This window comes from Rhizobium sp. BK418, assembly GCF_004341105.1.
Classification (GTDB): domain Bacteria; phylum Pseudomonadota; class Alphaproteobacteria; order Rhizobiales; family Rhizobiaceae; genus Rhizobium.
Map to the genome: position 1 here is coordinate 450,220 of NZ_SLZK01000002.1, position 22,214 is coordinate 472,433.

Annotated in this window: 19 protein-coding genes; 6 read left to right on the forward strand and 13 right to left on the reverse strand. The window is 59.6% G+C overall.

Annotated elements, in window-relative coordinates; genetic code table 11:
* Positions 1 to 217: 217 nt before the first annotated feature.
* Positions 218 to 361, reverse strand: coding sequence for a hypothetical protein (locus EV281_RS31075; protein ID WP_165911859.1), 144 nt, complete (start codon positions 359 to 361; stop codon positions 218 to 220).
* Positions 362 to 527: 166 nt separating this feature from the next.
* Positions 528 to 1,748 carry an NAD(P)/FAD-dependent oxidoreductase gene (locus tag EV281_RS08240; protein WP_132652607.1) on the reverse strand — a complete coding sequence of 407 codons (1,221 nt, stop codon included), beginning with the start codon at positions 1,746 to 1,748 and terminating at the stop codon, positions 528 to 530.
* Positions 1,749 to 1,837: 89 nt separating this feature from the next.
* On the opposite strand from EV281_RS08240, the gene EV281_RS08245 reads away from it, so the two are divergent.
* The 5 genes from EV281_RS08245 (at position 1,838) to edd (ending at position 8,800) form a co-directional block, all read left to right on the forward strand.
* Positions 1,838 to 3,274, forward strand: coding sequence for a glutamine synthetase family protein (locus EV281_RS08245; protein ID WP_132652608.1), 1,437 nt, complete (start codon positions 1,838 to 1,840; stop codon positions 3,272 to 3,274).
* Between the two features lie 10 nt (positions 3,275 to 3,284).
* On the forward strand, positions 3,285 to 4,580 hold the full coding sequence (locus EV281_RS08250; protein ID WP_132652609.1) for an FAD-binding oxidoreductase: 1,296 nt from the start codon (positions 3,285 to 3,287) through the stop codon (positions 4,578 to 4,580).
* Between the two features lie 135 nt (positions 4,581 to 4,715).
* Positions 4,716 to 6,191 carry a glucose-6-phosphate dehydrogenase gene (gene zwf / locus EV281_RS08255; protein ID WP_132652610.1) on the forward strand — a complete coding sequence of 492 codons (1,476 nt, stop codon included), beginning with the start codon at positions 4,716 to 4,718 and terminating at the stop codon, positions 6,189 to 6,191.
* A 16-nt stretch (positions 6,192 to 6,207) separates the two neighbouring features.
* A complete protein-coding gene (pgl, locus tag EV281_RS08260) occupies positions 6,208 to 6,906 on the forward strand; it encodes a 6-phosphogluconolactonase (protein WP_132652611.1) in 699 nt (232 codons plus the stop codon).
* A 67-nt stretch (positions 6,907 to 6,973) separates the two neighbouring features.
* Positions 6,974 to 8,800, forward strand: a complete 1,827-nt coding sequence (gene edd, locus EV281_RS08265; RefSeq protein ID WP_132652612.1) for a phosphogluconate dehydratase — start codon at positions 6,974 to 6,976, stop codon at positions 8,798 to 8,800.
* Positions 8,801 to 8,875: 75 nt separating this feature from the next.
* Here the strand turns inward: edd and EV281_RS08270 are convergent, their stop codons facing one another.
* The 6 genes from EV281_RS08270 to EV281_RS08295 all read right to left on the reverse strand — a co-directional run bounded on the left by EV281_RS08270 (position 8,876) and on the right by EV281_RS08295 (position 15,913).
* Positions 8,876 to 9,289 (reverse strand): hypothetical protein, encoded by a 414-nt coding sequence (locus EV281_RS08270; RefSeq protein WP_183728680.1) that lies wholly within the window; start codon positions 9,287 to 9,289, stop codon positions 8,876 to 8,878.
* A 115-nt stretch (positions 9,290 to 9,404) separates the two neighbouring features.
* Positions 9,405 to 10,496 (reverse strand): sn-glycerol-3-phosphate ABC transporter ATP-binding protein UgpC, encoded by a 1,092-nt coding sequence (gene ugpC, locus EV281_RS08275; RefSeq protein WP_132652613.1) that lies wholly within the window; start codon positions 10,494 to 10,496, stop codon positions 9,405 to 9,407.
* A 20-nt stretch (positions 10,497 to 10,516) separates the two neighbouring features.
* A complete protein-coding gene (locus EV281_RS08280) occupies positions 10,517 to 12,169 on the reverse strand; it encodes an alpha-glucosidase (protein WP_132652614.1) in 1,653 nt (550 codons plus the stop codon).
* A gap of 35 nt (positions 12,170 to 12,204) precedes the next feature.
* Positions 12,205 to 13,368: a carbohydrate ABC transporter permease gene (locus EV281_RS08285; RefSeq protein ID WP_132652615.1), complete on the reverse strand. Its 1,164-nt coding sequence runs from the start codon at positions 13,366 to 13,368 to the stop codon at positions 12,205 to 12,207.
* A gap of 1 nt (position 13,369) precedes the next feature.
* Positions 13,370 to 14,383 (reverse strand): sugar ABC transporter permease, encoded by a 1,014-nt coding sequence (locus EV281_RS08290; RefSeq protein WP_132652616.1) that lies wholly within the window; start codon positions 14,381 to 14,383, stop codon positions 13,370 to 13,372.
* Positions 14,384 to 14,551: 168 nt separating this feature from the next.
* Complete coding sequence (locus EV281_RS08295) at positions 14,552 to 15,913, reverse strand: ABC transporter substrate-binding protein (protein WP_132652617.1); 1,362 nt, start codon at positions 15,911 to 15,913, stop codon at positions 14,552 to 14,554.
* A 298-nt stretch (positions 15,914 to 16,211) separates the two neighbouring features.
* Between EV281_RS08295 and EV281_RS08300 the strand changes: the two genes are divergently transcribed.
* Positions 16,212 to 17,237: a substrate-binding domain-containing protein gene (locus EV281_RS08300; protein ID WP_132652618.1), complete on the forward strand. Its 1,026-nt coding sequence runs from the start codon at positions 16,212 to 16,214 to the stop codon at positions 17,235 to 17,237.
* Between the two features lie 18 nt (positions 17,238 to 17,255).
* On the opposite strand, the gene folD is transcribed toward EV281_RS08300, so the two are convergent.
* The 5 genes from folD to EV281_RS08325 form a co-directional block, all read right to left on the reverse strand.
* Positions 17,256 to 18,155: a bifunctional methylenetetrahydrofolate dehydrogenase/methenyltetrahydrofolate cyclohydrolase FolD gene (gene folD / locus EV281_RS08305; RefSeq protein ID WP_132652619.1), complete on the reverse strand. Its 900-nt coding sequence runs from the start codon at positions 18,153 to 18,155 to the stop codon at positions 17,256 to 17,258.
* Positions 18,156 to 18,274: 119 nt separating this feature from the next.
* Entirely contained in the window at positions 18,275 to 20,026 is a 1,752-nt protein-coding gene (locus tag EV281_RS08310) for a succinoglycan biosynthesis protein exop (protein WP_132652620.1), read from the reverse strand.
* Positions 20,027 to 20,147: 121 nt separating this feature from the next.
* Positions 20,148 to 21,008 carry a WecB/TagA/CpsF family glycosyltransferase gene (locus EV281_RS08315; RefSeq protein WP_132652621.1) on the reverse strand — a complete coding sequence of 287 codons (861 nt, stop codon included), beginning with the start codon at positions 21,006 to 21,008 and terminating at the stop codon, positions 20,148 to 20,150.
* A gap of 287 nt (positions 21,009 to 21,295) precedes the next feature.
* Positions 21,296 to 21,838: a hypothetical protein gene (locus tag EV281_RS08320; RefSeq protein ID WP_132652622.1), complete on the reverse strand. Its 543-nt coding sequence runs from the start codon at positions 21,836 to 21,838 to the stop codon at positions 21,296 to 21,298.
* Positions 21,838 to 22,203, reverse strand: coding sequence for a hypothetical protein (locus tag EV281_RS08325; protein ID WP_132652623.1), 366 nt, complete (start codon positions 22,201 to 22,203; stop codon positions 21,838 to 21,840). Before EV281_RS08325 ends, EV281_RS08320 begins: the two co-directional genes overlap by 1 nt.
* Between the last annotated feature and the right edge of the window lie 11 nt (positions 22,204 to 22,214).

Genomic DNA, 22,214 nt, shown 5'->3' on the forward strand with positions numbered 1-22,214 from the left:
GGGGAACCCTAGAGGGCGGCAATCATTGCCAGTCCATTTCCAGCAAGACCGGAAAGACCCAAATATTCGTCTACAATGTGTCTGATTAGATATTAATTTTCGGATAAGCGATAAGAGCGCATTACCCTTGATTGCACAATAGTTGCACTTTGCGCACTGCAGAGTCGCGATCTATCAGTCGCGAGACCGGAACTTCCATTTCAAGCTGCTGTAAAGATCAGATGAAGTGGGAGAGAAGAGCAGCAATGCTGGCGGCGGTCGCGCCGGCTGCGAGCATCAGATAACGTAGAGTTACGAGCTTCGTATCAGGCTTCGCCTGGGCGATTGCGATGGCGCGGGCGCGACGAGTGTTTCTGTTCATTGCGAAACCTCACTTCTTATCTGTACACAACAATCCAACAAAACGGCTTGCCGGTAAAGCTTAATTTAGGAATGGCTTTGCCAACCTGCCATTGAGACAGGATGGCGCAGGCAACTTAAGAAGTCTTGAATCGCTCAAAAAGTTTCACGTCTACAAAGATTCAGCCCTACAAGGCTTCACCGGCAGCAAAACCGGACGCCCAGGCCCACTGGAAATTATAGCCGCCGAGCCAGCCGGTCACATCAACGCATTCGCCAATGAAATAGAGACCGGGAACGGCCTTGGCCTGCATGCTGCGTGAATCGAGGGCTGACGTGTCGATGCCGCCGAGCGTAACTTCCGCCGTGCGGTAGCCCTCAGAGCCGGAAGGCCTGACGGACCAGTTCTGCACGGCGTCGGCGAGTTTGGCCAGCAGTTTGTCCGACAGATCGGCCATATTGCCACTGATCGCCTCGCGTTCGACGATATATTGCGCCAGGCGCTTCGGCACGATCTCGCCGAGCGCGGTCTGCGGCGACTGACGCCCATTGGCCTGTTTCGCCTTCTTCAGATGCGCGGTAACATCGACATCGGGTTCGATATCGACGGTGATGGCATCGCCTTCTCGCCAATAAGAGGAAATCTGCAGGATGGCAGGGCCGCTGAGGCCACGGTGGGTAAAGAGCAGGGCTTCGCGAAAGGCAGTCTTGCCGTGGCGGATCTCGGCAGGCGCGGAGATGCCTGAGAGTGGCGCAATGCTTTCGAGCAGGATTGGGTCGAGCGTCAGAGGCACGAGGCCGGGACGCGTTTCGGTCACCGCAAGGCCGAATTGCTCGGCAATACGATAGGCAAAGCCCGTCGCGCCCATTTTCGGAATGGATTTCCCGCCGGTTGCAATGACGAGCGAGGCGGCCTCACAGATACCTTCCGATGTTAAGACTCGGAAACCGCCTTCGGACCTTTCAACTCCTGATATTTCCACTCCGAGATGCCAGACGGCGCCCGCCGCGCGCATCTCATCGAGCAGCATGACGATGATGTCCTTGGCGCTGTTGTTGCAGAAAAGCTGGCCGAGCGTCTTTTCATGCCAGGCGATCCCATGCCGATCCACCATGGCGATAAAATCCGCCGGTGTGAAACGAGCGAGCGCCGATTTGCAGAAATGCGGGTTGGCGGAAAGGAAATTCTTCGGAGAGGCATTGATATTGGTGAAATTGCAGCGACCACCACCCGAGATGCGGATCTTCTCGCCGACGGCACGGGCATGGTCGAGTACGGTGACCGAGCGGCCACGTTGACCGGCGCGAATGGCGCACATCATGCCCGCGGCACCGGCCCCGATGACGATTACATCGCTCTTGCGCTGCAAATCTGTTTTCCCTGCTGAAATCGCGTCTTCTTTTTCCATGAAAGGGCTGATGTCAACGCCTTCCACCCCCTCGCCAATTGCCAAACTCCGGTTATGATGGCGTTACGATCAACACAAACCGGTGTGTCATGTCCCCAAAAAAGACGACGCTGAAGCCTGCCAGAAACCTGCCCACCTCGACGAAAACCCCTCCCGATCCCGGATCCTCGCGTGGTGTTGCAAACTGGAAGGAAGCAGCGCAGTGGCTGAGGGCACGCGGGATCGAGGACATCGAATGCATCACCCCCGACCTCGCCGGGGTGCCGCGCGGCAAGATGATGCCGACCTCCAAATTCACTTCAAACACGTCGCTCGCCCTGCCATCAGCGATCTATCGCCACACGATCTCAGGCGAATATCCCGAAGAGACCGAAAGCTTCCGCTACGAACCGCGCGACAGCGACCTGAAGCTGGTGCCGGATCTTTCCACACTGTCCGTAGTGCCGTGGGAAACTGACCCGACCGCGCAAGTGATCTGCGATATCGTCAATTCCGAGGGGCAGGAAGTGCCTTATACGCCGCGCAACGTGCTGAAGCGTATCATCAGCCTCTATGCAGAGCGTGGATGGAAGCCGATCGTGGCGCCGGAAATCGAGTTTTATCTCGTCGCAATGAATGATGACCCTGACTATCCGCTGCATCCGCCGAAAGGCCGCTCGGGTCGTTCGATCCTCGGCGGCCAGGGCTACTCTATCGCCGGCATCAACGAGTTCGACGAGTTGATCGACGACATCTATCATTTTTCGGAGAAGCAGGGCCTCGAAATCGATACGCTGATCCACGAGGAAGGACCGGCGCAGCTCGAAATCAACCTCCGTCACGGCAATCCGATCGAGCTTGCCGACCAGGTGTTTCTCTTCAAGCGAACGATCCGCGAGGCGGCACTCAAGCACGATATCTACGCGACCTTCATGGCGAAGCCGATGCAGGGCCAGCCGGGTTCGGCGATGCATATCCACCAGTCCGTCGTCGATATCGACACGGGCAAGAATGTCTTCTCCAACAATGATGGTTCGGCGTCGAAGGAATTCTTCCACTTTATCGGTGGCATGCAGAAATACGTGCCGAGCGCGCTTGCCATGCTTGCGCCCTACGTGAATTCCTACCGGCGCCTGCAGCCGGATATGTCCTGCCCGGTCAACAATGCCTGGGGTTACGACAACCGCACGACGGCCTTCCGCGTGCCGGTTTCCGATCCGCAGGCCCGGCGCGTGGAAAACCGCCTGCCGAGTTCGGATGCCAATCCTTATCTGGCACTTGCCGCGTCGCTGGCGTCTGGCCTGCTCGGCATCACCAAGGAAATCGAGCCGACGGCGCCGACCGAGGATTCGGCCAACGAGGGCTCGATCGACCTGCCGCGCGGTCTTCTGGAAGCGGTGGCACTGCTGGAAGACGAGCCCGCCTTCGGGGAAGTCTTCGGCAAGGAGTTCATCGGGCTCTATGCCGGCGTGAAGCGGGGCGAGTTCGAAACCTTCATGCAGGTGATCAGCCCCTGGGAGCGGGAATTCCTCCTTCTGAACGTGTAAGGGGGCCGCCATGACGAAAGAGACATGGCAAAGCCCCATCGCACCCGGTGTGTCCTGGTATCAGGCAACAGTCGGCGAGCGCCCGGATTATCCGGCACTCGACGGTTCGAGGCAATGTGACGTCGCCATAATCGGCGGCGGCTACACAGGTCTTCAGGCCGCCTACAATCTCGCCAAGGCCGGCGTATCGGTCACGCTGATCGAGGCCAGCCGGCTTGGCGATGGCGCCTCGGGGCGCAATGGAGGGCAGCTCGGTACCGGTCAACGCTGGTGGCCGGAAGAGCTGGAGAAGAAGATCGGTTACGAACGTTCCAAGGCGCTTTTCGATCTCGCCGAGGATGCCAAGCGGCACCTCATGGATTTTGCGACCGAGCACCAGATCGACATGGACTATATGCCCGGACAGCTCAGTGTCGCCCACAAGGAAAGCTACAAGCGGGATTATTACGAGAATGCGGAGATTGCGGCCGCCCGCTACGACTATCCGCATATTCGTTTCATGGATCGCGAAGAGACGCAGGAGCGGCTCGGATCCAACCGCTTCCATTGCGGTGTGCGCGACACCGGCACCGGTCACATTCACCCGCTGAAGCTACTGATCGGTCTCGGTCGGGTGGCGGCCAATGCAGGGGCCGATATTTTTGAAATGACCAAGGCGACATCGATCGGCCAGGGTAGCGGCAAGGTGATCATCGAGACCGAGCGCGGCACGATCACCGCCAACAGGGCACTGATTGCGTGCAATGGCCATATCGGCAACCTGGAACCGATTACGGCAAGCCATGTGATGCCGATCCGCTCCTTCATCGGCGCGACAATACCGCTCGAGCGGTTCCCTGATGTGATACCGGGTGGCGAGGCGGTGGCGGATTCGCGTTTCGTCGTCCGCTATTTCCGCAAGTCGAAGGACGGACGGCTGCTCTTCGGCGGACGCGAGGCCTATACTGCCGATAACCCGCGTGACATCTCGCAGCATATCCGCCGGCAGATAGCCGAGATCTATCCCGCACTGAAGGATATCGAAATCACCCACGCCTGGGGCGGCTCGGTCGGCATCACCATGCCGCGCCAGCCTTTCGTGCGTGAGGTCATGCCTGGTGTCACGTCGATCGGCGGTTATTCCGGCCACGGCGTCATACTGTCAAATTACTGTGGCAAGCTTTACGCAGAAATGCTGCTGGGAAAATCGGCTGATCTCGATCTCTTCAAGGCGCTCGACATTCCCGCCTTTCCGGGCGGCGCGCGCATGCGGGCGCCGCTGCTTTTCCTTGCCCTGTCGTGGTTTGCCCTCCGCGACAAGTTTTAGTTCGATTGCGGATTTCCTCTCCGGGAAATTCGCTTTAAAACCGATGACCGACAGATTCATTGCACCGCACACTGGCTTTTTTAAATCGATTAGATTAAAACGGCCGCCAACCAAGCCTGATTGAGAGACAAGCTCATGAGCAGCCAAATCATTCCCGTTGAGCCTTTTGATTACGTCGTCTTCGGCGGCAGCGGCGACCTTGCCGAGCGCAAGCTTCTGCCCGCGCTGTATCATCGCCAGATCGAAGGCCAGTTCTCGGAACCGACCCGTGTCATCGGCGCTTCGCGCAGCTCGCTTTCGCATGAGGAATACCGCAAGTTTGCCAAGGACGCGCTCAAGGAGCACCTGAAAAAGGGCGAATACGAAGAGGTGGAAGTCGAAAAATTCTGCGCCCGTCTCTTTTATGTTTCCGTCGATGCCCGCACGGATACCGGCTGGGACGTTCTGAAGAAGCTGCTCGATGAGGGCAAGGATCGTGTTCGCGCCTTCTATCTCGCCGTCGCGCCTGGCATCTTCGGCGATATCGCCCAGAAGATCCATGACCACAAGCTGATCACCAAGGCGACCCGCATCGTCGTCGAAAAGCCGATCGGCCGTGATCTGGCTTCAGCCCTGCAGCTCAATGACAATATCGGCCGCGTCTTTAAGGAAGAGCAAATCTTCCGCATCGACCACTATCTCGGCAAGGAAACGGTGCAGAACCTGATGGCACTGCGCTTTGCCAACGCGCTCTACGAGCCGCTGTGGAATGCCAACTATATCGACCATGTGCAGATCACCGTTGCCGAATCCGTCGGCCTCGAAGGCCGCGCCGGCTATTACGACACGGCCGGCGCGCTGCGTGACATGGTTCAGAACCACATCCTGCAGCTCCTCTGCCTCACCGCGATGGAAGTCCCCTCCTCCATGGATTCGGAAGCCGTTCGCGACGAAAAGCTGAAGGTTCTTCGGGCTCTGAAGCCGATCAACGCCTCCAACGTCGAGCAGGCCACCGTTCGCGGCCAGTATCGCGCCGGCGCGTCTGGCAGCGGCCCGGTCAAGGGCTATCTGGAAGAGCTTGAAGGGGGCGTTTCCAACACGGAAACTTTCGTTTCCATCAAGGCCGAGATCAACAACTGGCGCTGGGCTGGCGTTCCCTTCTACATCCGGACCGGCAAACGCCTCGCGGGTCGCGTTTCGGAAATCGTCATCACCTTCAAGTCGATCCCGCACTCGGTCTTCGACCAGGCAGCCGGCCGCATCAGCCAGAACCAGCTGATCATCCGTCTGCAGCCGGATGAAGGCGTCAAGCAGTCGCTGATGATCAAGGATCCGGGTCCGGGCGGCATGCGCCTGCGCAACGTTTCGCTCGACATGAGCTTCGCTGAGGCCTTCAATGTCCGCAATCCCGATGCCTACGAACGTCTGCTGATGGATGTCATTCGTTCCAACCAGACGCTGTTCATGCGCCGCGACGAAGTCGAAGCCGCATGGCAGTGGGTCGATCCGATCCTCAAGGGTTGGGAATCCACCGGCCAGCAGGTGCAGGGCTACACAGCCGGCACCTGGGGACCGAGCCAGGCCATCGCGCTGATCGAACGCGACGGCCGAACCTGGCATGACGACATCTAGTCTAGGGTCTGAAGATATGGCATCGACACTGCATTCCTTCGCAAACGCCGCCGAACTCGCCGCCAACCTTGCGGATAAGGTTTCCGGCGCACTTTCGGCAGCCATCGCAGCATGCGGAGAGGCGAGCATCGCCGTTTCCGGCGGCTCCACGCCGAAAGCTTTCTTCCAGGCGCTTTCGACGCGCGATATCGACTGGGCCAAGGTGACGATCACGCTTGTCGACGAACGTTTCGTTCCCGCCGACAATCCGCGCTCGAACCATCTGCTGGTCGATGCCAATCTTCTCCAGAACAAGGCGAAAGCGGCGCGTTTCGTGCCGCTTTACCAGCCGGCAACCTCCGTCGAGGAGGCTGCAAAGCTGGCAACGGCAAAAAGTGCCGAGATCGGCATCCCTTTCGATGTCGTCATTCTCGGCATGGGCGGCGACGGCCATACGGCCTCGTTCTTTCCGGGCGGCACCAATCTGAGCGTGGCACTCGACGCAACGACGCCACGCGGTATCATTACCATGGATGCGGAAGGGGCCGGTGAACCACGCCTGACCTTCACCTTCTCCGCTCTCGAAGATGCGAAACTGCTTATTCTCCACATTGAGGGCGAAGGCAAAAAAGACGTTCTCGCCAAGGCAGAGGGCAACGGTGACGAGGCAGACATGCCGATCCGCGCCATTCTGCGCCGGGCCACTTCCCCGGTCGAGATCTACTGGGCTCCCTGATCCGGCCATAGAGCCGCCACAGCCCGGAAACAGATACAGACGAACCAGAACAAGGCAGGGATTTTCCATGTCCGCTCACGCACGCATTGCTGCGATCACGAATCGCATTGTCGAACGCTCGAAGCCGACCCGCGAGCGCTATCTGGAGCGCCTGCGCGCTGCCGCCTCCCAGGGTGTCAACCGTTCTGTTCTCGGCTGCGCCAATCTGGCCCATGGCTTCGCCGTCTGTTCCCCGGCCGAGAAAGATGCACTTGCAGGCGACCGCGTGCCCAATCTCGGCATCATCACCGCCTATAACGACATGCTCTCGGCCCACCAGCCGTTCGAGACCTATCCGGCAATCATCCGCGAGGCGGCTGCCCAGGCCGGCGGTATTGCGCAGGTCGCCGGCGGCGTTCCGGCCATGTGCGACGGCGTCACCCAGGGCCAGCCCGGCATGGAGCTCTCACTCTTCTCCCGCGACCTGATCGCCATGGCGGCAGGTGTCGGCCTGTCGCACAATATGTTCGATGCCGCCCTCTTCCTCGGCGTCTGTGACAAGATCGTGCCCGGCCTCGTCATCGCTGCGCTTTCCTTCGGCCACCTGCCGGCGATCTTCATTCCGGCCGGGCCGATGACGTCAGGCCTGCCGAACGACGAGAAGTCGCGTGTGCGCCAGCTTTTTGCCGAAGGCAAGGTCGGCCGCGCCGAGCTGCTGGAGGCCGAATCCAAGTCCTATCATGGCCCCGGCACCTGCACCTTCTACGGCACGGCCAATTCCAACCAGATGCTGATGGAGATCATGGGATTCCATATGCCGGGTTCCTCCTTCATCAATCCCGGCACGCCGCTGCGTGAAGCGCTGACGCGTGAAGCTGCCAAGCGGGCGCTCGCCATTACCGCACTCGGCAACGAATTCACGCCGGCCGGCGAGATGATCGACGAGCGCTCGATCGTCAATGGCGTGGTCGGCCTGCATGCAACCGGCGGCTCGACGAACCATACGATGCACCTCGTCGCCATGGCGCGCGCCGGCGGCATCGTACTCACCTGGCAGGATATTGCCGAGCTATCGGAATTGATCCCGCTGCTTGCCCGCGTCTATCCGAACGGGCTCGCAGACGTGAACCATTTCCAGGCAGCCGGCGGCATGGGCTTCCTCATCAAGGAACTTCTGAAGCAGGGCCTCTTGCATGATGATGTGCGCACCGTTTTCGGCCAAGGGCTCGAAGCCTATACTGTTGATGCGCAACTCGGCGAAAACGGCACGGTCGTGCGCCAGCCTTCACCGGAGAAGAGCCACGATCCAAAGGTGCTCGCCAGCATCGAGACACCTTTTCAACCGAATGGCGGATTGAAGATGCTGCGCGGCAACCTCGGCAAGGCGGTCATCAAGATCTCTGCGGTCAAGGCCGATCGTCACATCATCGAAGCACCGGCTGTTATCTTCCACAGCCAGCAGGAGCTGCAGGACGCCTTCAAGGAAGGCAAGCTTAATCGCGACTTCGTCGCTGTCGTGCGCTTCCAGGGACCGAAGGCCAACGGGATGCCGGAACTGCACAAGCTGACGCCGGCGCTCGGCGTGCTGCAGGACCGTGGCTTCCGCGTGGCATTGCTCACCGACGGGCGTATGTCCGGCGCGTCCGGCAAGGTGCCGGCGGCAATCCACGTCACGCCCGAAGCTGTCGATGGCGGCCCGATCGCCCGCATCAAGGACGGCGACATCATTCGTCTCGACGCGATCAGGGGCACGCTCGAAGTTCTCGTCGATGCCGCCGACATGGCCGAGCGCGAACCTGTCGTTATCGATCTCTCGGACAATGAATTCGGCATGGGCCGCGAGCTCTTTGCACCGTTCCGCCATGCGGTCGGCCCGTCCGACCAGGGGGCCAGCGTACTTTTCCACGCCCACTGACATCCCGTCATCAATGCAAAAGAAAAACCCGCGGCCAAACCGCGGGTTTTCCATATCCAGCGAGGCGCGAGGCTGCTACGCGCGGATATCGAGGACGTAGTCCTTATGAGCAGGGTGCGTGCTGTAGACGAAGATCTTGTTCAGTTCCTTCTGCGTCAGCAGGCGCAGGAAGCGAACCTCGATCGTGTTGTTCGGAAAGGTCTTCATCAAGAGGCAGCCCACCTTGGTGATGCGGGCGTCCGGAATATCAAGATAGAACTGCTTGGGCAGCGTATATTGCGTGAGGATCGCGAGGATCGCGCTGCTCATCGAGATACGGACGATATCACAGCGGCGCGAGGCGGCATGCATGACGCCCTTTTCCGTATATTCGATGCGCGCGGCGTTCATCGTGTCTTCCATCTTGAACCGCGATTCGCGGTCGTACATGAAAGACTCTTCCTTGGCCAGGAAGTGCGATTTCGGCGGTGTTGGATTCGATGCGGCCATGGCCTTGGTTCCCTCAGTCTTGATCGAAAAAAGGCTAGCACCGCATGTTTAACAGAAAGTGAGAATCCTTCCCCTCCACAGCCTCAGGAAGAAGGATTCCACCAAAAATGGATGATCACCTCCGATAAGTGTGACCCGCAGCATCGAAGAGATGCAGCTTCTGCCGATCGGCGACGAAATGCATCTTCTGACCCTTCTTCACATCATAGATGCCGGGCAGCTTGACGATAATCGGCTCGCCCTGAACCAGGCCCTCGATATAGAGCAGTGTCACTTCGCCTAGCGCTTCGACGATCGAGACTTCGCCCTCGAAGAGGTAGTCTTCATTCGCGGCTGCGATGCGCAGATCCTCCGGGCGAACACCGAAGCTCGCCTGCTTGCCCTTTTCGGACGCCGCAGTGGCCATGGCGAGCGTTACAGACTTGCCGCCGGTCAGCGTCACCGTTGTGTTTTCGCCGGCATTGGTGATGGTTGCCGGGATGATGTTCATAGCCGGAGAGCCGATGAACTTGGCGACAAAAAGGTTTGCCGGGCGCTCATAAAGCTCCAGCGGCGCACCGACCTGCTCGATATTGCCGGCGGAGAGAACGACAATGCGGTCGGCCAGCGTCATCGCCTCGACCTGATCGTGCGTGACATAGATCATCGTCGTATCGGCCATCTGTTCGTTGAGCCGGGCGATCTCGATGCGGGTTGCGACGCGCAGTGCTGCGTCGAGGTTGGAGAGCGGTTCGTCGAAAAGGAAGACCTTCGGGTTGCGGCATATGGCCCGGCCGATCGCCACGCGCTGGCGCTGGCCGCCCGAGAGCGCCTTCGGCAGGCGGTCGAGATATTTCGTCAGTTGCAGGCTTTCGGCCGCCGCCCGCACGCGGCGGTCGATTTCCTGCTTGCTTTCGCCGGCGATCTTCATACCGAAGGCCATGTTGTCGAAGACCGTCATATGCGGATAGAGCGCGTAGGACTGGAATACCATGGCGATACCGCGCTTCGACGGCGGCACGTCATTGACGAGCATGCCGTCGATATACATCTCACCGCCGGTGATATTCTCGAGGCCGGCGATCATGCGTAGAAGCGTGGATTTGCCACAGCCGGAGGGGCCGACGAAAACGATGAATTCGCCCTCGTTGATCTCCAGGTCGATACCGTGGAGCACGTCCACGGAGCCATAGGATTTGCGGATATCCTTAAGCGTCAGTCCAGTCATTTCCTCTCCCCTCCTGATCCTTAAGCGAGGCGGGCGAAATACGCCCCCCAAGCCGGAATATCGATCTTGTCGCCGTAATTGTTGCTGGTAAAGCCATGGCCTGTCAAAGCCTGCCATTCGCCCGCCGGCAGGCTGACATTCACTTCCGCTGCGCCCATGTTGAAAATGCAGAGCAGCGTCTCGTCCGCATATTCGCGCGTGAAGATCAGCGCGTCGCCCTGCGGTTCCTCGAACTCGATCTCACCCTTGGCGAAAGCCGGGTACTGCTTGCGGAAGGCGATGAAGCGGCGGTAGTGCTCGAGCACCGAGTTCTCGTCGCCCTGCTGGACACTGACGGCGCGCAGGATGTGCTCAACCGGCACCGGCAGCCAGGGCTTGACCGTCGAGAAGCCCCCTTGTGCGACCTGGCTATCCCAGACCATCGGCGTGCGGCAGCCATCACGGCCCTTGAATTCCGGCCAGAACTGGATGCCATAGGGATCCTGCAGATCCTGATAGGCGAGATCGGCTTCGGTGAGCGCCAGCTCCTCGCCCTGATAGAGGCAGACCGAACCGCGCAGCGTCATCAAGAGCGCGGCGTAGAGCTTGGCGAAAGCGTCGTGATCGGCGACCAGCGAACCCCAACGACTGACATGACGCATCACATCGTGGTTGGAGAAGGCCCAGCAGGCCCAGCCATCAGGAGCGGCCGCACCAAAATCCTTCATGACTTCCTCGACGCGCTCAGGCGTAAGCGGATCGGGCGCCAGGAATTCGAAGGCGTAGCACATGTGCATCTTGTCATTGCCGGACGTATATTCGCCGACAATTTCAAGACCGCGCTGGCTGTCGCCTACTTCTCCAACGGCAGCGATCGCCGGATATTCTTCCAGTACCGCACGGAAGCGCTTCAGGAATTCGAGGTTCTCCGGGCGATTCTTGTCGTAGAGGTGCTCCTGGAAATTATAGGGGTTCACGGCCGGAGCAGTCGATGCGTTGCGGCGTTCCGGCGGGAGCGCCGGATTGTCGCGCAACAGCTTATCGTGGAAGTAGAAGTTGATCGTATCGAGACGGAAGCCATCGACGCCGCGCTTCAGCCAGAAGCGGACGACATCGAGCAGGCGGTCCTGAACTTCCGGATTGTGCAGGTTCATATCCGGCTGCGAGGTCAGGAAGTTGTGCATGTAATATTGCATGCGCGTCGGATCCCAGGCCCATGCCGAACCTCCGAAGATCGACAGCCAGTTGTTCGGCGGCGTGCCGTCCGGCTTGGCGTCTGCCCAGACATACCAGTCTGCCTTGGCATTCGTCTTGCTCGTCCGGCTTTCGACGAACCATGGGTGTTGATCGGAAGAGTGTGAGATGACGAGGTCGATCATCACTTTTATTCCGAGGCGGTGTGCCTCCGCGATCAGCGTGTCGAAATCGACGAGTGTGCCGAAAATCGCATCGACGTTTTCATAGTCCGACACGTCATAGCCAAAGTCGCGCATCGGCGAGGTGAAGAAAGGCGAAATCCAGATGGCGTCGGCGCCGAGGCTTGCCACATGCGGCAAGCGGGCGGTGATGCCCTTCAGGTCGCCGATGCCGTCACCGTTCGAATCCTGGTAGGAACGCGGATAGATCTGATAGATCACCGCGCCGCGCCACCAGTCCTTGTCGGCAGTCAGATCGGATTGGAAAGCCACACTCATGGGATATCCTGTTTGAAATTGCGTCTTGGGATGGATCAGCCTCCCTTGACCGACCCCGCCAACAGGCCCCGCACCAGATAGCGCTGCAATGAGAAGAAGACGAGCAGCGGGATGATGATGGTGACGAAGGCCGACGCCGTCAGGATTTCCCAGTTGCCGCCGCGCGAGCCGAGCAGCGCATTCAGCGCTCCGGTCAGCACGAGGTGATCTTTGTCGGTACCGAGGAAGACCATGGCGACAAGCAGGTCGTTCCATACCCACAGGAACTGGAAGATCGCGAAGGAGGCGAGCGCGGGGAAGGACAGAGGCAATACGATGCGTGTGAAGATCTCGAAATCGCTCGCACCGTCGACGCGGGCGGATTCGATGATTTCCTTGGGCAGGCCGGCGATATAGGCCCGAAGGAGGTAGATGGCGAGCGGCATACCGAAGGCGGTATGCGCCAGCCAGATACCGGGATAGGTCTTGGATGGCTGATTGATCATCGCGCCGATCTCATTATAGAGACGCAGCAACGGAATGAGCGACATCTGCAGCGGCACGACGATGAGGCCGACGACGAGCGCGATCAGCAGCGCGCGGCCGGGAAATTCCATCCAGCTCAGCGCATAGGCGGCGAAGGCGGCGATCAGGATGGGGATGATGGTCGCCGGAATGGTCACCGTCAGCGAGTTGATGAAAGATTGACCAATGCCCTCGCTCGTCAGAACGGTTTTATAGTTCATCATCGTGAATTCGGGCGGCGCCGATGCCGCGACATAGATACGGCGCGGACGTTCGTCGGAAGCGAAGGCTGCATTCCTCATGTAGCGGTAGCTGCCGTCGCTATTGATGAGCAGGCTTTCGCCATCGCCGAGATCGGCGGTCTGGCCGGCCTCGAAGGCTGAAGGCTGCTGCACACGTACGCCAAAGGCCTTGACCGAACGACCGGGCTGGTCTGCCAACACGTTGCCCGTGATGACGTAGATATCCCCCTCCTGCTTCTGTTGATCGGGCGTGCCGAGGCGCACCGCGACGGTCTGCGTGGAGCCGGCAAAGGCGGTCCACCAGCCGGACGCGGTGATCTGGTCCCTGTCGCGGAGCGCGCTGACGAAGATGCCGAGTGTCGGCACCAGCCAGACGATGACGATAACGAGAACGCAGAAGTGAACGAAGAGACGGGCTGGGCCGATCTTGAAGTAACTTGCAGCTCTCGTCATCTCAGCGCCCCCTCAACTCGGCATTGGCGCGACGCACGTTCCAAACCATGATCGGGGTCACGGCTAACATGATGACGAGGGCGATAACGGCACTTCGGCCGGAATCACCACCGCCGCGGAACAACCAGTTGAACATCAGGTTTGCCAGCACCATGGTCTGCCACTGGCCGTTGGTCATGGTGAGCACGATATCGAAGACCTTGAGGACAAGGATAGTGATCGTGGTCCAGACGACCGCAATCGTGCCCCAGACCTGCGGCACCATGATGCGCCAGAAGATCTGCCAACCATTGGCGCCGTCAATGACGGCCGCCTCGATTGTCTCTTCCGGAATGCCACGTAACGCTGCCGAGAGGATGACCATGGCAAAACCGGTCTGGATCCAAATCAGAATCACCATCAGGAAAAAGTTGTTCCAGAAGGGAACGGAGATCCAGACCTGTGGCGTACCGCCGAAGGTCTGCACAATAGCGTTCAGAAGACCGATCTGCACATCGTTGCCGCCGCGATATTCGTAGATGAATTTCCAGATGACAGAGGCGCCGACGAAGGAGATCGCCATCGGCATGAAAACGATGCTCTTGGCGATATTGCCCCACCAGATACGATCGGTCATTACAGCTATGATGAGGCCGAAGAAGGTGCATGCGGCCGGCACGACGGCGAGCCACAGAATGTTGTTGAAGATCGACTGGCGGAATTCGCGGTCGGTCAAAGCCCATTGATAGTTCGCCACGCCGACGAACTGGTTTCCCGACCGGTCGTAGAAGGACAGGATGAAGGTCGCGACGACAGGATAGACGAGATAGACGATCAGCAAGAACAATGCCGGACCGAGGAACAGCCAGGGGCGGATCATCGCGCGCCGGTTCAGATTGGTCGCGGCCTGACGGATATCACCGTCCTTCACCGGTAAGGCGAGATCGAGGATCTTGTTCGAGAAAAAGAAATAGGCCGAGCACGCGAAAACGGCGACGACCACGACGCCCAAAGCGGACACTATCTGCAACAGCATTTCGTCCTCCCCTGCTTCCCTGTCTTATTTTGAAGGGTTAACGCCGGATACCGTCAATCCACCTTGTGTCTTTGACCACAGGATCCGACACGGCCGGGTCTCCCCTCTGGAACCCGGCCGTGCATTCCGGTACCGCCGCCGGTCGCGGCGGCACGAACTGACAGGAAATTACTTGATGCCGTCCCAGGCGCTCTGGATTTCAGCTGCGGCGTCCTGGGCGGACTTGCCACCGACGAAATCGACCATGCCGGTCCAGAAGGCACCTGCGCCGATCTTGCCGGGCATCAGATCCGAACCGTCAAAGCGGAAGGTGGTGGCCGAGGTCAAAATCTCGCCTTCCTTCTTCATCTGCGGGTTGGCATAGGCATCGACATTCACACCCTTATACGGGGTCAGGAAGCTCGACTGCGCCATCCAGAGTTCATGCGCGATCGGCGTCTTCAGGAAGTCGATGAAGGCGCGGGCCGTCGGAGAGTCCTTGGTGATGGAGACGAGCGTGCCAGCACCCAGAACCGGCTTGCCGAGGTCAGCATGCGCAGCATAGGTCGGCATGTAGAAGAAGTCGGCATCCGTGCCGAGCTTCGTGCCTTCCGGGAAGAAGCTCGGAATGAACGAAGCCTGATGGTGCAGGTAGCACTTCGGCGGAACGGCGAACAGGCCCTTCGGGCTGTCGCGGAAGTCGGTCGAAGCCACGGCTGCAACGCCGCCGTCGACGTACTTTTCGTTCTTGGCGAACTTGCCGAATTCGTCGATCGCGGCAACAACGGCCGGATCGGTGAACTTTACTTCATTGGTCGTCCACTTGTCGTAGACGTCGGGCTTCTGGGTGCGCAGCATGATGTCTTCGACCCAGTCGGTTGCCGGCCAGCCGGTCGCGCCGCCCGAACCAAGACCGATGCACCAGGGAACACCGCCGTCCTTGACGATCTGGTCGGTCAGGGCGTGCAGTTCTTCCATTGTTGTCGGGACTTTGTAACCCCCTTCCTGGAAGTTTTCCGGAACGTACCAGACGAGCGACTTCACGTCGGCCTTGTACGGGAAGGCGAAGTAGGCCTCCTTGCCATCCTTGCCCTTATAGGTGCCATAACCGACCCAGCTATCGCCAGCGCCGTAATTGTCCTTGACCCACTTGGAATTGTCGTCGCCAAGCGGCGTCAGGAAGCCCTTGCTGGCGAGATCGGCCAGAAGGCCTGGCTGCGGCAGGATTGCGATATTCGGCGGGGAGCCTGCCTGCGTATCGATGACGATCTGCTGCTCATAGTTTTCAGAGGACGAATATTTGGCGTCAATGCCGGTCGCTTCGACAAAGTAGGCGAGGATGCTCTGGAAGAAGGCCTCGTCTTCGCCACGCCAGGGGCCGAAGATCGTCAGTTGCTGACCCTTCAGGTTGGCATGGCCAGCCTTGAAGTCGTCATAGCTCTTCCAGTTGAACTTGGCATCCTGGCCCGGTGCAAACTTCAAATCCGCGGCCGACGCAGCGCCGGCAAAAAGCGCCGCAAATGCGACGCCCATCAAAAATGATTTCTTCATGTGATCAACCTCCCATCACAATCCCAAATGCGCCGAATTCCATTGAAACGGAAATCTCAAAGCGCTTTGACACACCAACTCATTCACTTTCAATGGAATGAAGTCAAGCCATTTCACGAAAACGGCTGGAATACCGGCGCAGCATCGCGTTGCAGCAAGGCTCCATGGGAAATATGGAGCGATTTTTCTTGAGTCAAGCGCGGCAGCTGCTACATAATTGAAAGCGCTTTGGATGCCACTGGGAGGCGGCGGCCACTATTGTTACGGCCGCAGGGCAGGCCGGGAGGAAGCATAACAGGTGAATCTCAAACAGCTATCGGAACTGCTGGGGCTTTCGCAGACCACTGTGAGCCGCGCGCTCAATGGCTATCCTGAAGTCAACGAGGCGACCCGGGAACGCGTGCTCCGAGCCGTCAAAGAGACAGGATACCGCCCGAATAAGGCAGCCCAGCGGCTAGCGACCGGAAAAGCCGGTTCGATCGGCCTGGTCATGCCCACAGCACCCGGCCATCAGTCCGACGTGCATTTCGGCGAGTTCCTGACCGGTCTCGGCGAAGAGGCGGTCCGCCACGACTTCCACTTCGTCATCATGCCGGCAGATCCGGATGATGAGGTAGGAGCACTTCGGCGGTTGGCGATCAGCGGCAATGTGGATGCCCTCTTCGTTGCCTATATGCGCGGCCACGACCCGCGGCTCGCCATGCTGAAATCGCTTTCTATGCCCTTCGTGGTGCATGGCCGCTCCTTCGGCACGGAGCCGGATTACCCCTATCTCGACATCGACAACGAGACCGCTTTCTACGATGCGGCGCGGCTTCTGCTGCAGCTTGGCCACACGCGCTTTGCGCTGATGAACGGCCCGGCCCACCTCGATTTCGCCATTCGCCGCAGGAACGGTCTGATTGCCGCGCTCGGCGAGCGCGGGCTGGAGCTTTCGGAGGACTGCACGAGCCATACCGTCATGACGGATGAGGAAGGGCTGATTGCCATGGAGCGCTTCCTGCAACTCGCCGAGCGGCCGACTGCCATCCTGTGCTCTAGCACGGTTCTGGCCCTCGGCGCGATCCGGGCCGTCAATCAGGCAGGATTGAAGCTCGGCGAGGATATTTCGCTGATCGCCCATGACGACGTGTTGCCGCTCTTGAAGCCGGAGAATTTCTCCGTGCCACTGACGACGACCCGCTCGTCACTGCGCGCCGCCGGCGTGCGTATCGCGCAGCGGCTCATCAGCACTGTCAAGCAAGCCGGCCCTTTCCCCGAGCAAGAGCTCTGGAAGACGGAACTGATCGTCAGGGCCTCGACGGGCCCTGCCCCGCAAAGCTGATCGGCGCTCTCGATTTGATCAGAATGATGGCGGCGCAAGTCCTGCCGAACGATGGGCGGCGATCACAGTATTGGCCATCAGCATGGCGATCGTCATCGGGCCGACGCCGCCAGGAACCGGAGTGATCACTGCAGCGACCGGAGAAACCTCCGCAAAAGCAACATCGCCAACGAGGCGGGTCCTACCCTCGCCCCGCTCGGGTGCCGCGATGCGGTTGATGCCGACGTCGATGACGGTGGCACCTGGCTTCACCCAGTCGGCCTTGACCATTTCCGGACGGCCGACCGCGGCCACCAGGATATCAGCGTTGCGGCAGACTTCAGCGAGGTTCTTCGTGCGCGAATGAGCGATCGTGACCGTCGCGTTGGCGTTCAGCAAGAGCTGCGCCATTGGCTTGCCGAAGAGATTGGAGCGGCCGATGACGACAGCATTGAGGCCGGAAAGGTCCGCACCATGCGTACGGCGGACGAAAACCATGGCGCCGGCCGGCGTGCAGGAAACCAGACCCGTCTTCAGATCGCCGGTCGCAAGCTTGCCGGCGTTGACGACGCTCAAGCCATCGACATCTTTTTCCGGCAGGATCGACTGGATGATCGGCTCGCTGTCGAGATGTTTCGGCAGAGGCAGCTGCACGAGGATACCGTGGATCAATGGATCGGCATTGAGCGAAGCGACGAGTGCTGCAAGCTCCTCCTGCGTCGTCTCGACCGGCAGCGTGTGCTGGACCGATTTGAATCCGCATTCCTTGGCCATGCGACTCTTGGAACTGACGTAAGTATGGCTCGCCGGATCGTCGCCGACGATGATGACCGCAAGGCCCGTCTGAATGCCTTTGGCGGCCTGAAGCGCGGAATTTGCTGATTTCACGGTTTCAATTACGGAAGCGGCAACCTGTTTGCCATCGATTACTGTCGTCACGCGTCTTCTCCGCCCATTTCGCGCCAGTCTATTCGCCCGCGGCGGGAATGATTTCCCGATAACGCCCTATCCCGTTTAAAAACGGCAAATGCAAGAGCAATTTGTTGTCGGGCGGTCGCCTATCGCGCCGCCTGGTAGGTGCGAAAGCGATCGCGCAGGCTGGCAATCTGCGAGCGCAGCGCATCGACTTCGCCGGCCGTCTGGGTAGCCTCCGGGGCATGCATAGGCCCGGGGGCCGGGGCCGGGAAGGGAGCTAGGACGGGAACTTGGACTGGCGCGTGTTGTGGCTGCCGGCGGAAGAGACGCGGCAGGAAAGCAAGCCCGAGACCGATCGCCAAACCGACAAGACCGCCGATCAGCGAACGGACACCGAAACCATCGTCGCCGGAAGCTGGCAGCACGAGAGGAGGCTTGCGAACCGTGACTTGGCCCGGAGCGATGGCACCCGTCGTGGAAACTTCCTCTTGCAGCCGCGAGCGGGCAGCAGACGCCTTTTCCCGCAGTTCGGTCAGCTTGGCGAGATCGACGCCGGTATCGCGGCTCTGGGCAATCAGCGCGTTGCGGCGATCGCTGAGCTGCTTGCGCGTGTCGACGGCGGTTTTGACAGCTGTATTTGCGTTCTGGGCGAGGTGCGCCAGCTCCTTGCCGATGCTGTCCTTCAGACCATCGACTTCGGACTGCTGCTGGAGCAGGCGTGGATGGCGCGGGCCAAGGTCGGCCGAAAGCTGCGCCAACGTGGTCTTGGCGATCGCATATCTGTCGCGCAGGTCCTGCAGGGCGGGCGAGACCATATCCGGCGCGAGCGAACCTTCCAGCACGTTCGAGAGTTTGGCGGCCTTCAGCCTGTCCGCCTGCTCTTTGGCAGTCAGGATATTGTCGTCGGCATTTTTCAGATCGGCATCCAGGCTGGCGATCTGGCGCTGCAGTTGTGTCGCAACTTTGACGTTGCCCTCGCCGTTTTTCTGGCTGAAGGCTATGAGTTCTGCCTGAGCCTGATCATTTTCCTTCTTCAGGGCAATGGCCGTCTCGGCCGCCTTGCCGGCAGCGCTGCCGCCGGTGACCGCATCGGACAGTCGCATGGCGATGCGCGTCGACTTGCCGGCATCCCCCGTCTTTACCATCAGGCGTATCGTGCCGGCACGGTCATCGGGAATAACTGCTACGGCAGATTTCAGTGCGGCCTCTGCGCGCGATGCCGGATCGGCGGCTGCGCCGCTGCCGGAGAGAAGATCGAAGGCGACACCAAGCGCATTGGCGCTGCTACCGGCAAATTCCGGATCGCGGTCCAGCTTCAGTGCCGCGACGGCGGAGGTGATGACAGGTACCGATGAGAGCCTTTTGACGGTATCCCCGACCAAGGCAGTCTGATTGCCTGTGCCGGCATCCACGGCAAGCGTCGTTTCTGCAGTGTAAAGCGCCGGTGAGGATGGCATCAGGATCGGAGCGGCAGCACCGCCGAACGAGAGGATGGCTGTGATGAGGGCGCTCCTGATCCAGTTCGGACGCCGCACTTCGCGCGAAAGCGTCGAAATGGCCGCTTTCTCTGCAGGAGCAACGTGATGAACCGTGGCAGATTGCGCCGCAGTCTCTGGCGCTGGGCGAGAGCCTTCGGAAGCGGGAGCAGCGGCGATATCGTTTGCAGCCTGCAGGCGCGAACCGAGGATCGTTTCGATCCGGTCCACCAGCGGTTCAGTCTGGCGCGCCTTCGCACGCTGTTCGTCGAGCAACCGACCTATGGCGCGCAGCAACTCGGCTTCGGAAGGACGAACCTCCGGCGAACCGGGGCTCTTTTCGACCCGACTTTGCTGTTGGCCGCGCGACGAGGTGATTGCGCGATCATGAAAACTGTTTTTCGCCCTGGAATCGTGCATTGACGTCAGATCTCATGCGCATGATAGCCGAGTTCGCTCAACCGCGCCGACGCGGATGATTAAGCTACTCTAAATATATATGGCAAAGAAATGGTTAACCGGAGCCTGCAGAAATCTGCAATCAGCCGGCTTTCTTCATCTGTTCGATTTTCTTCTGTTCGCCGGTAGCATGCGCCGCCGCCGACGACCGTTCATCCGGCTGAGCGAGGATGCGCGCCCGCCGACTGAAGCGATATTGAAGGACCCGGAGCAGGAAGATCGGAATACCGATGATATAGCGGCGCCAGAGGCGCGCCGGTTCCTGCACCAGGCGATAGGCCCATTCCAGGCGCATCATGCGAACCGTCTTCGGTGCGCGCGGCACAGTACCCGAGACGAAATCGAAAAGTGCGCCGACCGTCAGAACGAGACGCGCGTGATCCGCGCGGATATTCTGGTGGACCCACTTTTCCTGCAGCGGCGTGCCCATGCCAACGATCAGGATATCGAGCTTCTGGCGCTCCACCTCGGCGATCACGGGTTCGGAACTGGCCTTGTCGAAGAAGCCATCGGAGATGACGACAAACTCGTGCCAGGGCGTATGCTTGGAAAAGTTTTCAGCCGCTTTCTCAACGACCTCGCGCGCGCCGCCGATAAGGCCGATGCGACGCGGCGTTTCCATGAAAGTCAGGAAGGCCGGCACGAAATCGGTGCCGTTTAGATTGGCAGGGAACGGCGCACCGTGCGTGATCCGGGAAGCGATGTTGAGACCGACGCCGTCGGGCAGTACGAGATTACGCGACATAATCTGATGGTACTCATCGTCGCGCAGAGCCGTCAGCATGTTATGGGCGTTGACGAAGCAAACTACGGTTTGCCCAACGGGGATGGAAGCCAGCTCGTTGATGAAGACCAGCGCATCGTCCCAAGCGAGATCGCAGACCGACAGATCGAAAATCGTCCGACGCGATGCAAGCACCGCGAAGTTCGCAATCAGATTCATTCCAACCTCCTGTCGAGGATGCGTCATGCGCCAGGCGTCCCGGAAAATAAGCCGACATTTCCGCAGCGGAGCTCTTATAAGGGCCAGCAGCGACACGCTTAAAGCGACCTCCCCACCCCGTGGCGATATCCTCCCAAGCCTGTGCCGCGTTTGTATCAGCTCGATTTCAAACAAGCCTTAGGAAAAAGCCTTGGATTTTCATGCGCGCATAAGTCGTTCATTAACCAAGGAGAGGACGCAAAAACGGCGCCTAGCGGCGCCGTTTCCGAACAAACGGTAGCTGGCAATCAGTGACCGGAGGATGCCGCCGGCGTGTCGGAAGCCGGCGCGGTGTCGATGATCTTGACCGGCGCGCCAACCTTCGCCGGCTTGCCTCCGGACGTTTCCTTCACGTCTTCCTTCGAGAGATAGTCGAGCTGTTCCAGCATGACTTCGGCAACATAGTCGCCGCCGAGACGCTCGTTCATGCCCTTCTTGATCTCTTCGCGAAATGCGCCGGGATCGAAGGTCTTGATGTTGGAAACATCGACCATCTTGTTGCCGACGAGCAGGCTGAAGAGTTCGTCGGTCGTCATCTCCGTGATCGGCAGGTTCAGGCCCGCGATCATATCCTTGCGCATCATGAAAGAGATGCGGCCGAGAAAATAACCGTTGACCGCACCATTGCCGATGACAGGCACGGTGATCGTCTCGCCCTTCACCAGCTCAAGCGCGCTCTGCCTGGTATCCGATGCAGCCGGCGCCGGCGCTGTGGCCATGTTCACCGAGAAATAGACCGATGCCAGCGTTACAGCGCAGACCCAGACACCTGTGAGGACGAGCTTGATCATCAGGCGTCTCGCGCGACAAACTGTTCCTGGGAATAGGTGCCATCGGCGTCTGCATCCTGCACGGCATTCTTCAGGAGATCGGCTACGGCGCGAACAGCTTCGAGATGTGCCTCGACGCGACGGGCGTTCAGTACCAGTTTCTTCTTGAGGCCGTGAAGCTGCTCAAGATGCGAAGCGGCCAACTCGGCCGGATCAGTGTCGCGGAAGAGCATCGAGAGCTCGTAGAGGCACCGGCTCTTGTGCGTATTGGAGACCTTGAGATCGAACTGCGGATCGCTGCCGATTCGGTTATTCTCATTGTCGATTATCATTTCGAGGCGCCCGAGAACGGATTTAATCCGGTATTCGTTCGAAACTATTTCCATTTTATCCTCGA

What these genes read in the sequence shown, in the direction of transcription:
- EV281_RS31075 (WP_165911859.1), bottom strand. Translation starts at nt 361, where the DNA reads ATGAACAGAAACACTCGTCGCGCCCGCGCCATCGCAATCGCCCAGGCG.
- EV281_RS08240 (WP_132652607.1), bottom strand. Translation starts at nt 1,748, where the DNA reads ATGGAAAAAGAAGACGCGATTTCAGCAGGGAAAACAGATTTGCAGCGC.
- EV281_RS08245 (WP_132652608.1), top strand. Translation starts at nt 1,838, where the DNA reads ATGTCCCCAAAAAAGACGACGCTGAAGCCTGCCAGAAACCTGCCCACC.
- EV281_RS08250 (WP_132652609.1), top strand. Translation starts at nt 3,285, where the DNA reads ATGACGAAAGAGACATGGCAAAGCCCCATCGCACCCGGTGTGTCCTGG.
- zwf (WP_132652610.1), top strand. Translation starts at nt 4,716, where the DNA reads ATGAGCAGCCAAATCATTCCCGTTGAGCCTTTTGATTACGTCGTCTTC.
- pgl (WP_132652611.1), top strand. Translation starts at nt 6,208, where the DNA reads ATGGCATCGACACTGCATTCCTTCGCAAACGCCGCCGAACTCGCCGCC.
- edd (WP_132652612.1), top strand. Translation starts at nt 6,974, where the DNA reads ATGTCCGCTCACGCACGCATTGCTGCGATCACGAATCGCATTGTCGAA.
- EV281_RS08270 (WP_183728680.1), bottom strand. Translation starts at nt 9,289, where the DNA reads ATGGCCGCATCGAATCCAACACCGCCGAAATCGCACTTCCTGGCCAAG.
- ugpC (WP_132652613.1), bottom strand. Translation starts at nt 10,496, where the DNA reads ATGACTGGACTGACGCTTAAGGATATCCGCAAATCCTATGGCTCCGTG.
- EV281_RS08280 (WP_132652614.1), bottom strand. Translation starts at nt 12,169, where the DNA reads ATGAGTGTGGCTTTCCAATCCGATCTGACTGCCGACAAGGACTGGTGG.
- EV281_RS08285 (WP_132652615.1), bottom strand. Translation starts at nt 13,368, where the DNA reads ATGACGAGAGCTGCAAGTTACTTCAAGATCGGCCCAGCCCGTCTCTTC.
- EV281_RS08290 (WP_132652616.1), bottom strand. Translation starts at nt 14,383, where the DNA reads ATGCTGTTGCAGATAGTGTCCGCTTTGGGCGTCGTGGTCGTCGCCGTT.
- EV281_RS08295 (WP_132652617.1), bottom strand. Translation starts at nt 15,913, where the DNA reads ATGAAGAAATCATTTTTGATGGGCGTCGCATTTGCGGCGCTTTTTGCC.
- EV281_RS08310 (WP_132652620.1), bottom strand. Translation starts at nt 20,026, where the DNA reads ATGCACGATTCCAGGGCGAAAAACAGTTTTCATGATCGCGCAATCACC.
- EV281_RS08315 (WP_132652621.1), bottom strand. Translation starts at nt 21,008, where the DNA reads ATGAATCTGATTGCGAACTTCGCGGTGCTTGCATCGCGTCGGACGATT.
- EV281_RS08320 (WP_132652622.1), bottom strand. Translation starts at nt 21,838, where the DNA reads ATGATCAAGCTCGTCCTCACAGGTGTCTGGGTCTGCGCTGTAACGCTG.
- EV281_RS08325 (WP_132652623.1), bottom strand. Translation starts at nt 22,203, where the DNA reads ATGGAAATAGTTTCGAACGAATACCGGATTAAATCCGTTCTCGGGCGC.